Genomic DNA, 14,035 nt, shown 5'->3' with positions numbered 1-14,035 from the left:
GGGCTGTCGCGCCGCGTCCGACTTACAATGTTCGTATTCGCCCCAATTTCGGGTATCGCGCTGGCGGCATGAGGCGATGCGCTCGCCGCGCTTAGGCTGAACGAACATGTTTGAACAAACGTCGCTGAAATCGAAGAAAGAGCAAGTGCAGGAGTTGCGCGAGACGGGCTTCGTCATCGTGAACGGGCTCGTGCCCGACGCGCGTTGCGACGAGATGCGCGAAGTCGCCCAACGGCAACTGGCTGAAGCTGCCGCGCCCGTGGAATACGAAGCCGACCTGCGGTATCCCGGCGCGCCGCAATCCAGGCATGCGCCGGGCGGGCAAACCGTGCGACGTCTGCTCGACGCGTACGCGCGCCACGCGTTTTTCGCGGAATTCGCGACGTCGCCGGAAGTGCGCGGCTGGATGGAGCTTTATTTCGGCGAGACGCCGTATCTTTCGCGCGCGCATCACAACTGCGTGATGACGAAGCACCCCGCGTACGGCAGCCTGACGGGCTGGCATCGCGATGTGCGTTACTGGGCGTTCGAGCGCGACGACCTGGTGTCCGCGTGGGTCGCGCTCGGCGACGAAACCGTCGATAACGGCGCGCTCTGGTTCGTGCCGCGATCGCATCGGCTGGCGTTCACGTCGGACCGTTTCGACGAGGCAAAGTTTTTCCGCGCGGACCTGCCGGAGAACACCGCGCTGATTCGCACGGCGTTTTCACCGGCGCTCAAAAAGGGCGATGTCGTGTTCTTTCACTGCAATACGCTGCATTCGGCGGGCAAGAACCTGACCGAGCAGGTGAAGTTCTCGCTCGTCTACACGTATCGCGGCGCCAGCAACGCTCCGCTGCCGGGCACGCGCTCGGCGTCGAAGCCGGAAGTCGCGCTGATCTGACGCGCCGGTTTCAGCGCTTCGACGGCAACGCGAGGCCGATCAGACCCGCCAGCGACGCGACGATGCCGCCCGCGATCAGCCAGATCGTCTTGTTCGTCGGCGAACCGGTGAAGAATCGCGATACATCGTTGCTCAGCGAATGGAACGACTGACCGCCGAAGTAAAGCAGCACGACGCCGCCGATCAGCAACGCAACAGAAATCGCCCGGGTCATACGTGTCCTCGTTCTTTTCGGGATGGGGCGCGCCAGCTTACAAGGCGCGCCCGAACGCGTCCAGTCACGCGGCGACGGGCACGCGCGTCAGCGGCTGAATCTGACGCAGCAGGTCCGCCTGGACGCCGGGATGATCGGCGGCGCTCGTCCATACGCCCACGTTGAACTTGACGCCGGTATCCGTGTAATCCGTGACGGCGATCCACGGCGCCGACGCGCCTTCCTGGACGATGCGCGCATCCTGAGCCACCATCCGGCGCAGTTCGGCGAGCACGCGCTCGACGTCCTGTCCATGCTGCACGAGGAAGTTGAGCACGACGCGGCGGCGTTCGTTCGCGCTGTAGTTCGTCACGGGATTCGCCCAGATGATGCTGTTGGGCACATACATGACGATGCCGTCGGCCTTCGTGAGACGCGTCGTGAAGAGGCCAATTTCGTTGACCGTTCCCGCCGTCACGCCGATGCCCTCGATGTAATCGCCCACACGGAAGGGCCGCAGCAGCAGAAGCATCAGCCCCGCCGCGATGTTTTGCAGCGTGCCCTGCAGCGCCAGGCCGATGGCCAGTCCCGCCGCGCCCAGCACCGTCAGAATGCTCGCCGCCGCGATGCCGAACTTGCCGAGCGCAGCGACGATCGCGACGACGCGTATCGCCCACATTGCGAGGCTCGCGAGCACCGGCGTAAGCGTCGCATCGACATTCGTGCGGCTCAGCGTGCGCCGCAGCGCGTTCGAGACGGCGTTCGAAATCCACCAGCCGATAGCGACGATCAGAATCGCCATCAGGATGTTGACGCCGTAAGTCAGCCCGAGCGTGAGCATGAAATCGTAGGCGGGACGCAGTTTGTCGATTGGGTCCACGAGACTCTCCTTAATTGCATGTGAATGATTCCCGGATGGCGGGACGGCCGCAGCGCCTCGCTCGCGCCCGCGCCGTTTGGCTTACCATTGTCGGCTTTGACCGGACCCGCGAGCGTATCGCAAGCTTCCGGACATCGGCCGCTTACGCTTGTCAAAGTTAGTTCAATTCCGCAACTCGCAAAGGAAATCCGTCATGGCTTACGAAGCAGCTTCAGAGCGCTACACGCAGATGCAATACCGCACATGCGGCAAGAGCGGACTGAAACTGCCGGCGTTGTCGCTGGGTCTCTGGCACAACTTCGGCGACACGACGCCGCTGTCGACGCAGCGCGAAATCCTGCGCGCAGCGTTCGACCACGGCATCACGCACTTCGATCTAGCGAATAACTACGGCCCGCCGTACGGCAGCGCGGAGTCGAACTTCGGCCGCCTGTTCAAGGACGACTTCCGGCCGTATCGCGACGAACTGCTGATTTCGTCGAAAGCGGGCTGGGACATGTGGCCCGGTCCGTACGGTCAGGGCGGCGGATCGCGCAAGTACGTGCTCGCGAGCCTCGATCAGAGCCTGAAGCGCATGGGCCTCGATTACGTCGATATTTTCTATTCGCATCGTTTCGATGCCGACACGCCGCTCGAAGAAACCGCAGGCGCCCTGGCGACGGCCGTGCATTCGGGCAAGGCGCTGTATGTCGGGATTTCGTCGTATTCCGCCGCGAAAACGCGCGAAATGGCGAAACTGCTGGCCGAGCACAAGGTGCCGCTGCTGATCCATCAGCCGTCGTACAACATGCTAAATCGCTGGATCGAGCACGAACTGCTCGACACGCTCGATGATGTCGGCGCGGGCAGCATCGCGTTCACGCCGCTCGCGCAAGGCTTGCTGACGAGCAAGTATCTGAACGGCGTGCCGCAGGATGCGCGCGTCAACAAGCCGGGCGGCGGATCGCTGAAGCAGGAACATCTGAGCGATGCGAACCTCGCCCATGTCCGCAAGCTCAACGAACTGGCGCAGCGGCGCGGCCAGAGCCTCGCTCAGATGGCGCTCGCGTGGGCGTTGCGCGACGGGCGCGTGACGTCGGTGCTGATCGGCGCGAGCCGTGCGGAACAGGTCGTCGAGAACGTCGGCGCGTTGAAGAACCTTGAGTTCAGTGCAGAAGAACTGGCGGAAATCGACCAGCACGCGCAGGAAGGCGGCATCAACCTGTGGGAAAAGCCGTCGACGGATCAGCGAGTCTGAACGGCGACCCTGCCGCCTTCTGCCGGAAGGGTATTTCGGGATAGGCGCGGCGTCGGTTGCTATGATGCGTGCTCCCGGCCGTTTATTGCCGATCAGCAATGAATGGGCATGTGGCCGGCCCGGCGGAGTTGTGCTTCTTCGCCGCAGCCGTGCCACGAGCGGCCTCGGGACGCGCATCGGCTATCAGGTTAAAATAGCCGATTGCGCCTCTGCAAATGCGCGGCCGTCGAAGGCAGACAGCATGGAATCGCGGACCGTCGAGCCATTCGATTCGTCCTTTCGCGCAGCATCGAGCGTAGCGCCCTTCTGACGTCCAGCCCGTGAGCGTCATCGTTTTCGCCTAGTCCAAGAAGCCATGAGCAACCTTAACTCTCAAACCGTTCTGAGCGTCCATCACTGGACCGACACGCTTTTCAGTTTCACCTGCACCCGCGACGCCTCGTTCCGCTTTGAGAACGGCCAGTTCGCGATGGTGGGCCTCGAAGTCGACGGCAAGCCGCTTCTGCGCGCCTACAGCCTCGCGAGCGCGAACTACGAAGAGCATCTGGAATTCTTGAGCATCAAGGTGCCGGACGGCCCGCTGACTTCGCGCCTTCAGCATTTGAAAGTGGGCGATTCCGTGCTGATCGGCAAGAAGCCGACGGGCACGCTCGTCGCGGACAACCTGCTGCCCGGCAAGACGCTGTGGCTGCTGTCCACCGGCACGGGGCTCGCGCCGTTCATGTCGATCATCAAGGACCCCGACGTCTACGACCGCTTCGACAAGATCGTGCTCACGCACACCTGCCGTTTCGTCGACGAGCTCGCGTATAAGGACTTCATCACCGAGCACTTGCCGGCGCACGAGCATATCGGCGAGATCGTTTCAGAAAAACTCGTGTACTACCCGACGGTGACGCGCGAAGAGTTCGCGAACCGCGGCCGGATCACGGATCTGATCGAAACGAAGAAGCTGTTCGCGGATATCGGCGTGGAGCCGTTCTCGATCGAAAACGACCGCGTGATGCTTTGCGGCAGCCCGCACATGCTGCGCGACACGCGCCAGTTGCTCGACTCGATGGGTTTCCAGGAAGGCAGCAACAACCATCCGGGGCATTACGTCGTGGAGAAGGCGTTCGTCGGCTGATCGACTGCGACGTCTTAGTGCAGTACGGAAACCGGAGCTTCGCGCTCCGGTTTTTTTTCGCCCCAGGCATCTGCTTGTTACAAGTCGCGTAGGACAAGTTCCTACAGATCCCATGCGCCGATGTTGCGAAACGACATGAGGTGTATCGCCGCAGACCTTGCCGCGCCTGCGATTGATCATAATTTTGAGATATGATGCAATCACCTTGAGCGAAGCCGATTGCCTGCTTCGCCGCCTTCCATGTTGCAGAGTGTAAATTTCGTTACGCCGGCTCGTGCGTTTGCCGAGGACGTAGCGTCAGTTGCGCTCAAAGCGAGGAAAGAATGAACACGTTGGCTTCGTCGACGCACGATGAGCGCCCAACGCCCCGCGCGGAATTGCGCGGGGCTTCGTCGTCGCACTCGCCGTTCTCCGCGCTTTTCGAAGCCACGTTGCGCAGCGATCGCGAGCTGCAATTGCTGAGCGAGCGCGTCCGCGATCTGAGTGCGAGACTCGCTGCCGCCGACGAGCACGCCCGCCGCAGCATCGCCCGAGATCTGCACGATGAAACCGGCGCGATACTGACAGCCGCGAATCTCGCTATCGCCCGCGCCGAATATTTCCTCCCGACCGATGCCCCCGCCGTTTGCGCGGAAGCGCTTCGTCAGGCGCGCGAATGCCTGATGGAGGCTGCGGACGCGAGCCATCGCATCGTGGAGCGTTTGCATGAGCCTGCCTTGGCCGACGGGCTATCCGCTTCGCTTCGCCGATTGACCGCCGGATTTCGAACGGCGTCTTCACTTCGCGTCGATTACTCTTGTTTGGTTGAAAAAAGCGTTCCCGGCGACGCAGCCCTTGCGCTTTATCGCATCGCGCAGGAGGCGCTCTCGAACGTCGCACGCCACGCGAAAGCGACGCACGCGAGCGTAACGCTCACCGCCGATGCGGACGCGCTGACGCTCGTCGTCGAAGACGATGGCGTCGGCATGACGCCCGCCGCGCGTCGCAAGACGGGGCGCTTGGGGATCGAGGGCATGCGCGAGCGCTGCGAGGCGCTGGGCGGCGCCCTGCTGATTGCTTCGTCGAAAGCGGGCGGCACGTCCGTACGCGCGCGCCTGCCGTGGACCGTCGCGCCGCGTTCGATGCCGCGCTCCGTCAACGCCTGAACCTGTCGATGACGCTCAAAGTCCTGCTCGCCGACGACCACGCCATCGTGCGGCGCGGTGTCGCGCAATTGCTGCTGGAGCGCGGGATCGCATCGGAGGTCCGCGAAGCGGCAACGGGCGCGGACGCGCTCGCGCTGGCGGCGCGCGAGCCTTACGACGTCGTGCTGCTCGACATCTCCTTGCCGGACATCACCGGTCTCGACGTGCTCAAACGCCTCAAGCGCCTGAAGCATGCGGTTCCAGTGCTCATGTTCTCGATGTATCGCGAAGACCAGTATGCGGTGCGTGCGCTAAAGGCCGGCGCGTCGGGCTATCTGTCGAAAACCGCCGATCCCGCGCTGATGATTCGCGCGGTGCAGCAAGTCGCCGCGGGCCGGAAATACATCAGCCCGGAAATGGCGGAAGCGCTTGCCAACTACGTTTCGCTCGATACGGAGCGGCAGCCGCACGAAACGCTTTCAGACCGCGAGTTTCAAACGCTTTGCATGCTCGCATCGGGCAAGCGGCTGACGGACATCGCGCACGCGCTCTCACTGTCGGTCAAGACGGTCAGCGTTTATCGCGCGCGTCTCCTCGACAAGATGAAGCTCGCGAACAACGCTGAACTGACGTATTACGTGATGAGCAACCGGCTCGTCGACATGAATCCGGCCATTGCGGCTTGAGGGGCGGTTGGCCGGCGAGCGCGAATCGTAAGTCGCTCTTCGAGAACGAATCCACGCTGCCGCCCGGGTTACATCCGCCGCACCTTTACCTTCCGCCCCTTGAGTTTCCCGGCACTCAGCTTACGCACCGCATCGTCCGCGACGCCGCGCTCCACTGCGACGTAAGTCACCATATCCATCACGTTGATCTTGCCGATCTGGTCGCCTTTGAAGCCCGCTTCGCCGGTGAGCGCGCCGAGCACGTCGCCGGGGCGGATCTTGTCCTTGCGGCCGCCCAGAATCTGCAGCGTCGCCATCGGCGGCTTCAGGTGCCCGGGTTCCGCCGATGTCAGCTCCGCGAGCGGATGCCACTCCACTTCCGCCCGCTGCGCCTCTTCGATTGCCCCGACGCGGCCCATCTCGTCCATGCTTGCCAGCGACAGCGCCCAGCCTTCCTCGCCCGCGCGCCCGGTTCGGCCGATGCGATGCACGTGCACCTCGGGGTCCGGCGTCACATCGACGTTGATCACCGCCTCGAGTTGCGCGATGTCGAGCCCGCGCGCCGCGACATCCGTTGCGACGAGCACCGAGCAACTGCGATTCGCGAACTGCACGAGCACCTGATCGCGTTCGCGCTGTTCGAGCTCGCCATGCAGCGTGAGCGCCTCGAAGCCCTGCGCGAGCAGCACGTCGAGCAGATCGCGGCATTGCTGCTTCGTGTTGCAGAACGCGAGCGTGCTGACCGGGCGATAGTGATCGAGCAGCAAACCGACCGCGTGCAACCGTTGGTCTTCCTCGACCTGATAGAAGCGCTGCTTGATCTTCGCGTTGCTGTGTTGCTCGGTGAGCTTGATCTCCCGCGGATTGCGCAGGAACTGCTGACTCAGTTTGACGATACCTTCCGGATACGTCGCCGAGAACAGCAGCGTCTGCCGATCCTTCGGACATTGCCGCGCCACCGATGCGATGTCGTCGAAGAAGCCCATGTCGAGCATGCGATCGGCTTCATCGAGGACGAGCGTGCGGACTGCATCGAGCGAAAGCGTCTCTCGCTGCAGATGGTCCATGATGCGCCCGGGCGTCCCCACGACGATATGCGCGCCGTGTTCGAGGCTCGCGACTTGTGGACGCATCGGCGTGCCGCCGCACAGCGTCAGCACTTTGATGTTTTCTTCTGCACGCGCGAGGCGGCGGATTTCCTGCGTGACCTGATCGGCGAGTTCACGTGTCGGGCACAGCACGATGGCTTGCACCGCGAACTGGCCGACGTCGAGCCGCGCCAGCAGCGGCAGGGTGAAGGCGGCGGTCTTGCCGCTGCCCGTCTTGGCCTGCGCGATGAGGTCGTGACCCGCGAGCGCGTGCGGCAGGCTGGCGGCCTGAATCGGCGTCATCGACGTGTAGCCGAGTTGCTGGAGATTCGCCTGCATCGCGGGCGAGAGCGGCAGGCTGGCGAAGGATATATCGGTCGTCATGGTGTCAACGCTTGCCGTTGGGCGGGATTTCGGTGACTTGCTCGTACGTGGTTTCGCCATCCTTTGTCTGGTGGCGGGTTACGTAGTTGCGCGCGCCGCACATCGGGCAGCGGAAAAGCAGGCCTTGGCCTTCGTTGTGTACGTTGACGTCAGAGAGCTTCCAGTCTGCGCCGCAGGACTGGTTTCGGCAGGTGAACATGATGAGGTCGCGTGGCGCGATGGAGTGGGTTAAAGCGAGAGTGTACGCGGGTGGCGATGCGGGGCGGGCATCAGAGCGGCCGCGGACGTCCTCTAAAGACTTGATCGCGATGCCATGCGACGAACGAGTGCGACGGATGATGGTCCCGTTGCACCGGAGCGTTCAGTTGGCCGCCGTGGTGTCTCAACAGTATCTGCGCGAATTGCCTGCTGCCGTGGGCTTCCTCGGAGACGAGCACGCGCCGGTCCTCGGCGAGGGTGAGCAGGGCTTATGAGGCGCACGTTCGTCGCCACGCTGCCAGACCTTCAACGCATGGAAGCGTTGAAGGATGCTGGGCGGACTGATTTCTTGCATGGCGCGTTTGAGGCGAGGGAGGGAGTTACCCCTCAAACATCAATATTCCCCGCCCGCAACGCATTACTCTCGATAAACGCCCGACGCGGCTCGACATCATCGCCCATGAGCGTAGTGAAGATGCCATCCGCAGCAATCGCATCTTCGATCTGCACGCGCAGCAATCGCCGGACGCTAGGATCCATCGTCGTTTCCCAAAGCTGCTCCGGATTCATCTCACCCAATCCCTTATACCGCTGCTTCGAGACGTTGCGTTCTGCATCCGCGATCAGCCATTTCATCGCGCTCTTGAAATCGGACACAGCCATCGACCGCTCGCCGCGCTTGATCACCGCGCCTTCGCCGATCAAGCCCTTGAACGTATCAGCCGTCGATACGAGTTGCTTGTAATCCGCCGTCAATTGAAGGTCCTCATCAAGCACAGAGACCTTTACGTTGCCGTGATGACGCCGCTTGATATGCAGCGAGCGCACCTCGCGCACCTGATCGTAAGCCGCTTCGACGCTGACTTCCGGCTTCAGCGGATCGGCACGCAGCCGTTCCTCCAGCCGCTTCGCCGATGCCTCCGCCTGTTCCTGGGACGACAGATCGATCACGACACCATCCATCACCGCTTCGAGCGCGGCTGCATCGTAAATGCGGCTCAGTCGATCCACCACCGCTTGCGCCAGCAAATACGCGCGCGCGAGTTCACCGAGCGCATCGCCGCTGATGCCTTCCGCGCCTTCGCTCGGAATCAGTTCAGATCCGTTCAGCGCAAGCTTCAGCATATGCTGGTTGAGCTCGTGCGCGTCCTTCATATACCGCTCGTCCTTGCCCGCCTTGATCTTGTACAGCGGCGGCTGCGCGATATAGATATAGCCGCGCTCGACGATCTCCGGCATCTGCCGATAGAAGAACGTCAGCAGCAGCGTGCGGATGTGCGCGCCGTCCACGTCCGCATCCGTCATGATGATGATGCGGTGATAACGCAGCTTGTCGAGGTTGTAGTCGTCCTTGCCGATGCCACAGCCCAGCGCCGTCACCAGCGTCACGATCTGCTCCGACGAAATCAGCTTGTCGAAGCGCGCCTTCTCCACGTTCAACACCTTGCCGCGCAACGGCAAAATCGCCTGGAATTTGCGGTCGCGGCCCTGTTTCGCCGATCCGCCCGCCGAGTCACCCTCGACGATATAAATCTCCGACTTCGCCGGATCCTTCTCCTGGCAATCCGCGAGTTTGCCCGGCAAACCGATGCCATCCAGCACGCCCTTGCGTCGCGTCATCTCTCGGGCCTTGCGGGCAGCATCGCGCGCCCGCGCGGCATCGACGATCTTGCTCGTGATGATCTTCGCGTCGTTCGGCGTTTCCTGCAGGTAATCTTCCAGCGCCTTCGCGACGATTTCCTCCACCGGCGCCCGCACTTCCGACGACACCAGCTTGTCCTTCGTCTGCGAGCTGAACTTCGGCTCGGGCACCTTCACCGACAGCACGCACGACAACCCCTCGCGCATGTCGTCGCCGGTCGTCTCGACCTTCGCCTTCTTCGCAATCTCGTTGTCCACGATGTACTTGTTGATGACGCGCGTCATCGCGGCGCGCAGGCCGGTCAGGTGCGTCCCGCCATCGCGCTGCGGAATGTTGTTCGTGAAGCAGAGCACGCTTTCGTTGAAGCTGTCGTTCCACTGCATCGCCACTTCGACCGACACGTTGTCGCGCTCGCCCGTCGAATAGAATACGGTCGGATGCAGCACCTGCTTTTGCTTGTTGATGTATTCGACGAAGCCCTTCACGCCGCCCGCGAACGCGAAATCGTCTTCCTTGCCCGTGCGCAGATCCGTCAGGCGGATACGCACGCCGTTATTCAAGAACGACAGCTCGCGCATGCGCTTGGCGAGAATGTCGTAGTGGAATTCGACATTGCCGAAAATCGTCGCGTCCGCCAGAAAATGCACTTCGGTGCCGCGGTTTTCGGTTTCGCCGACAACGGGCATCGGCGAATATTGCACGCCGTCTTCCTCGACGATCTCACGGTTCTGCACGACGCCGCGCGAGAACTCCATGAAATGCTTCTTGCCATCGCGGCGCACCGTGAGGCGCAGCCATTCGGACAGCGCGTTCACGCACGACACGCCCACGCCGTGCAGGCCGCCCGACACCTTGTAGCTGTTCTGGTCGAACTTGCCGCCGGCGTGCAGTTCCGTCATCACGATTTCAGCGGCGCTGCGCTTCGGATCGTGCTTGTCGTCGCGCTTCAGGCCCGTGGGCACGCCGCGGCCGTTGTCCGTCACGGAAATGGAGTTGTCCGCGTGAATCGTCACGTGGATGTCGTCGCAATAGCCCGCGAGCGCCTCGTCGATGGAGTTGTCCAGCACTTCGAAGACGAGGTGATGCAGACCGGTGCCATCCGACGTATCGCCGATATACATGCCAGGGCGCTTGCGCACGGCTTCCAGACCTTCGAGGATCTGAATGGACGATGCGCCGTAGCTGTTGTCGGGCTGCGAATTTGTGTTTTCAGTCATGGATTTCTTCCGGTTCTGCGTCACTGCTTCGGTTACTGCTCGAACTTTTCAAAACACCTTAAAAACGCCAAAGGGGCGCGCCGCCCCTTGGAGTGTCATCGGTATCCGCGTGCGTCAGATGCGCATCGGCATCACCACGTACTTGAATTCCTCGTTCTCGGGAATCGTGATGAGCGCGCTGGAGTTGGCGTCGCCAAGCGCGACTTGCAGCGTGTCGACCTTCAGATTCGCGAGCACGTCGAGCAGGTACGTGACGTTGAATCCGATATCGACGGTATCGCCCTGATAAGCGATCTCGAGTTCTTCCTGCGCCTCTTCCTGATCCGCGTTGGTCGACATGATCTTGAGCTGGCCCGGCTCGATCAGGCAGCGCACGCCCTTGAACTTGTCGGAGGTCAGAATGGCCGCGCGCTGCAGCGAACGCTGCAATTCTTCGCGGCCGATTTCGAACGTGTTCTTGTGCGACTTCGGAATGACGCGCTGGAAGTCGGGGAACTTGCCTTCGACCAGCTTCGACACCAGTTCCACCTGACCGAAGGTGAACTTGACCTGCGTCGCGGCGATATCGATCTTGAGCGTGTCGTCGATGTCTTCCAGCAAACGCTGCAGTTCCAGAATGGTCTTGCGCGGGATGATGACTTCCTGACGCGGGAACGCGCCGCCTTCGATTTTCATCGACGAGAACGCAAGGCGGTGGCCATCCGTTGCGACTGCCATGAGCTGGTCGCCATCCACCACGAGCAGCATGCCGTTCAGGTAGTAGCGGATGTCCTGCTGGGCCATCGCGAAATACACCATGCCGAGCAACTGGCGGAACGTCTTCTGGGGAACCGACAGGCTCGCGCCGAAGTCAGTAGCCTGGTTGACCGTGGGAAATTCGTCTGCGGCGAGCGTCTGCAGCGCGAAGCGGCTCTTGCCCGAGCGCACCGTGAGGCGCTTGTCGGACAGGTCGAGCGCGACTTCGCCCGGGGGCATCGCGCGCAGGATGTCGAGCAGCTTGCGCGCGGCGACGGTGGTCGCGATTTGATCGCCGCCGACGCCGAAATCCGCGCGGGTGGTGATCTGAAGTTCGAGGTCGGTCGAGAGGAACGACACATCCCCGCCGTTCTTGGTGATGAGCAGATTCGCGAGGATAGGCAACGTGTGGCGGCGTTCTACGATACCGCTCACGGTTTGCAGCGGCCTTAGAAGATTATCTCGTTCGGTCTTGACCAGTTGCATAGAGTTCCTTCATTGATGTGACGGCCTGTCCCGCGGTTCGCCACCGCTGCTTCTCACTGCACCGCCGGACAACCTCGTAACACGCGTTGCCGGCCCCCCGCCGGTCACTCGCGAGCTTGCGCTTGAGAACCGCCCGGGCCACGGACGGCAAACCTGTATTGTGCCTTAAAACGGAACCACTCCCTAAAAATAGGGGCGTTTTCGCCAATAAACAGGTCCGCGGCGCGTGCTTTTGAAGGCGTGCGTTCTTCAGGCGGGCATCGCCCGGGCTCAGCCCTTGAGCGTCTGCTCGAGCACGTGCAGTTCGTGATTCAGCTGGGCGTCGTTTCCGCGCTCGGCGGCGATCTTGCGCACCGCGTGCAGCACCGTCGTGTGATCGCGACCGCCGAACAGCTCGCCGATTTCCGGCAGGCTTTTCTGCGTCAGTTCCTTCGCCAGATACATCGCGATCTGGCGCGGGCGCGCGATATTGGCCGGCCGCTTCTTCGAATACATGTCGGCGACCTTGATGTTGTAGAAATCGGCGACGGTCTTCTGGATGTTCTCCACCGAAATCTGCCGGTTCTGCACCGTCAACAGGTCTTTCAGCGCTTCACGCGTCAGCTCGATGGTGATTTCGCGGCCGTGGAACTTCGAATACGCGAGGATCTTGCGCAGCGCGCCTTCGAGTTCGCGGACATTCGAGCGCAGATGCTTGGCGACGAAGAACGCCACGTCTTCCGACAGGCTCACGCCTTCGGAGAACGCCTTGCGCATCAGGATCGCGACGCGCATTTCCAGTTCCGGCGGCTCGATCGCGACCGTCAGCCCGGAGTCGAAGCGGGAAATCAGGCGATCGTCGATGCCGGAAATTTCCTTCGGATACGTATCGCTCGTGATGATGACCTGCGCCTTGTTGGCGACCAGCGCCTCGAATGCGTAGAAGAACTCTTCCTGCGTGCGCGACTTGCCCGAGAAGAACTGAATATCGTCGATGAGCAGCAGATCGAGCGAGTGGTAGTAACGCTTGAAGTCGTCGAACGCCTTGCGCTGGTACGCCTTCACCACGTCGGACACGTACTGCTCCGCGTGAATGTAGCGGATGCGCGCGCCGGCCTTGTCCATCAACAACTGATTGCCGATGGCGTGGATCAGGTGCGTCTTGCCGAGGCCTACGCCGCCGTACAGGAAAAGCGGGTTGTACGAGATGCCGGGGTTGTCGGCGACCTGAATGGCCGCCGCGCGGGCAAGCTGGTTCGCCTTGCCGGTCACGAAGTTGTCGAACGTGAGAACCGGATTGAGCTTCGAGCGCTCGAACGCGGAATCGTTTTCACTGCCCGCCGATGCCGCGCCGCCCGGCCGCCACGTGCGCCGGCCAGCGGCGGCTTCGTTGGCGTCGAGGCTCGGGAGGTCGAGGTCGGCCTGGTCTTCGTGCATCGACTGCGCCTGCTGCGCGGCCTCGGCCGCGAGCGCATTGACGTGCGCGGCGGCGTTTGCGTGCGCGACGACGGTCGGCGCCTGCTGGGCCGGCGATGGCGCGGACGGCGCCGGCGGACGGGGCGCGGCCACGCTCGGACGCGGCGCCGCATTCGGGCCGCCGCCGATCGCGCTGCGCGCGGTGGCTTTTGGATCAAGAACGAACTGAACGTCGATGGGTGCGCTGAAGAACTCGCGCGCCGCATCGGCGATGCGGCCCGAGAACTGGCTCTTCACCCAGTCGAGCTTGAAGCGGTTCGGAGCGGCGATGCGCAGGGTGCTCGCGTCGGCATCGAAGTCGACCGGGGTTAGCGGCTTGATCCACGTGACGTACTGCTGGGGCGTGAGCTCGCGCTCCAGCAATGCGGAACAATGTTCCCAGAAATCGTTCATCGAATGCGGTCGTTATGGTTGCTGCGCGCACCTGCGGCCATGCTTGCCCAAGATTGCGGCAAGTCCCGGCACGGCCAAGCAGGCATGCTCCGGAGGCTTACGCCGCAAGGGTTTGCGGGCGAACGGCGGGCCGAAGCAGCGGGCGGATATTTGGGAGTAAGGCGAGATTCTAACGCCAAACCAGCTGGACGCGCGAGTTATCCACAGGGTCAAATCAGCGCGACCAGGAGCCGTTCGAGACGGTCGATGGGGCGTTAATCGGCGCTAAAGTATTGACGGTCAATAGGAAAACGGTTTAAATAGCGGGTTCCGCGAAAACAGAATTCCTG

Annotated in this window: 12 protein-coding genes and 1 pseudogene; 5 read left to right on the top strand and 8 right to left on the bottom strand. The window is 62.4% G+C overall.

All coding sequences use genetic code 11. The annotated features are described in order from the left end of the window. Positions 1-106: 106 nt before the first annotated feature. On the top strand, positions 107-883 hold the full coding sequence (locus tag AB6804_RS09300; RefSeq protein WP_370886197.1) for a phytanoyl-CoA dioxygenase family protein: 777 nt from the start codon (positions 107-109) through the stop codon (positions 881-883). 10 nt (positions 884-893) lie between these two features. Here the strand turns inward: AB6804_RS09300 and AB6804_RS09295 are convergent, their stop codons facing one another. Both AB6804_RS09295 and AB6804_RS09290 read right to left on the bottom strand, forming a co-directional pair. Continuing rightward, positions 894-1,097 (bottom strand): DUF3185 family protein, encoded by a 204-nt coding sequence (locus tag AB6804_RS09295; protein ID WP_035962024.1) that lies wholly within the window; start codon positions 1,095-1,097, stop codon positions 894-896. 64 nt (positions 1,098-1,161) lie between these two features. After that, positions 1,162-1,956, bottom strand: a complete 795-nt coding sequence (locus AB6804_RS09290; RefSeq protein WP_370886196.1) for a mechanosensitive ion channel family protein — start codon at positions 1,954-1,956, stop codon at positions 1,162-1,164. Positions 1,957-2,149: 193 nt separating this feature from the next. On the opposite strand from AB6804_RS09290, the gene mgrA reads away from it, so the two are divergent. The 4 genes from mgrA (at position 2,150) to AB6804_RS09270 (ending at position 6,129) form a co-directional block, all read left to right on the top strand. After that, positions 2,150-3,193, top strand: coding sequence for an L-glyceraldehyde 3-phosphate reductase (gene mgrA / locus AB6804_RS09285; protein WP_035962020.1), 1,044 nt, complete (start codon positions 2,150-2,152; stop codon positions 3,191-3,193). Positions 3,194-3,548: 355 nt separating this feature from the next. Continuing rightward, the gene (locus AB6804_RS09280) at positions 3,549-4,319 is read left to right on the top strand and encodes a ferredoxin--NADP reductase (RefSeq protein ID WP_370886195.1); all 771 of its coding nucleotides are present in this window, start codon (positions 3,549-3,551) and stop codon (positions 4,317-4,319) included. Positions 4,320-4,642: 323 nt separating this feature from the next. Next, positions 4,643-5,464, top strand: coding sequence for a sensor histidine kinase (locus AB6804_RS09275; RefSeq protein ID WP_370886194.1), 822 nt, complete (start codon positions 4,643-4,645; stop codon positions 5,462-5,464). An 8-nt stretch (positions 5,465-5,472) separates the two neighbouring features. Continuing rightward, positions 5,473-6,129: a response regulator gene (locus AB6804_RS09270; RefSeq protein ID WP_370886193.1), complete on the top strand. Its 657-nt coding sequence runs from the start codon at positions 5,473-5,475 to the stop codon at positions 6,127-6,129. A gap of 68 nt (positions 6,130-6,197) precedes the next feature. Here AB6804_RS09270 and dbpA read toward each other — a convergent pair whose 3' ends face one another. The 6 genes and pseudogenes from dbpA to dnaA all read right to left on the bottom strand — a co-directional run bounded on the left by dbpA (position 6,198) and on the right by dnaA (position 13,706). Further along, a complete protein-coding gene (gene dbpA, locus AB6804_RS09265; RefSeq protein WP_370886192.1) occupies positions 6,198-7,580 on the bottom strand; it encodes an ATP-dependent RNA helicase DbpA in 1,383 nt (460 codons plus the stop codon). A gap of 4 nt (positions 7,581-7,584) precedes the next feature. Further along, positions 7,585-7,779, bottom strand: a complete 195-nt coding sequence (locus tag AB6804_RS09260; protein ID WP_370886191.1) for a hypothetical protein — start codon at positions 7,777-7,779, stop codon at positions 7,585-7,587. A gap of 70 nt (positions 7,780-7,849) precedes the next feature. Continuing rightward, positions 7,850-8,038, bottom strand: a pseudogene (locus AB6804_RS09255) (restriction endonuclease); the annotation flags it as partial. Positions 8,039-8,165: 127 nt separating this feature from the next. Next, positions 8,166-10,637, bottom strand: a complete 2,472-nt coding sequence (gene gyrB / locus AB6804_RS09250; RefSeq protein ID WP_370886190.1) for a DNA topoisomerase (ATP-hydrolyzing) subunit B — start codon at positions 10,635-10,637, stop codon at positions 8,166-8,168. A gap of 114 nt (positions 10,638-10,751) precedes the next feature. Further along, positions 10,752-11,858, bottom strand: coding sequence for a DNA polymerase III subunit beta (dnaN, locus tag AB6804_RS09245; protein WP_370886189.1), 1,107 nt, complete (start codon positions 11,856-11,858; stop codon positions 10,752-10,754). A gap of 270 nt (positions 11,859-12,128) precedes the next feature. Then, the gene (gene dnaA / locus AB6804_RS09240; RefSeq protein WP_035962008.1) at positions 12,129-13,706 is read right to left on the bottom strand and encodes a chromosomal replication initiator protein DnaA; all 1,578 of its coding nucleotides are present in this window, start codon (positions 13,704-13,706) and stop codon (positions 12,129-12,131) included. Between the last annotated feature and the right edge of the window lie 329 nt (positions 13,707-14,035).

This window comes from Caballeronia sp. RCC_10 (assembly GCF_041360715.1).
Taxonomy (GTDB): Bacteria; Pseudomonadota; Gammaproteobacteria; order Burkholderiales; family Burkholderiaceae; genus Caballeronia; species Caballeronia grimmiae.
Note: the sequence above shows the minus strand (reverse complement) of the source record. Positions and strands in the feature narration are given on the sequence as shown.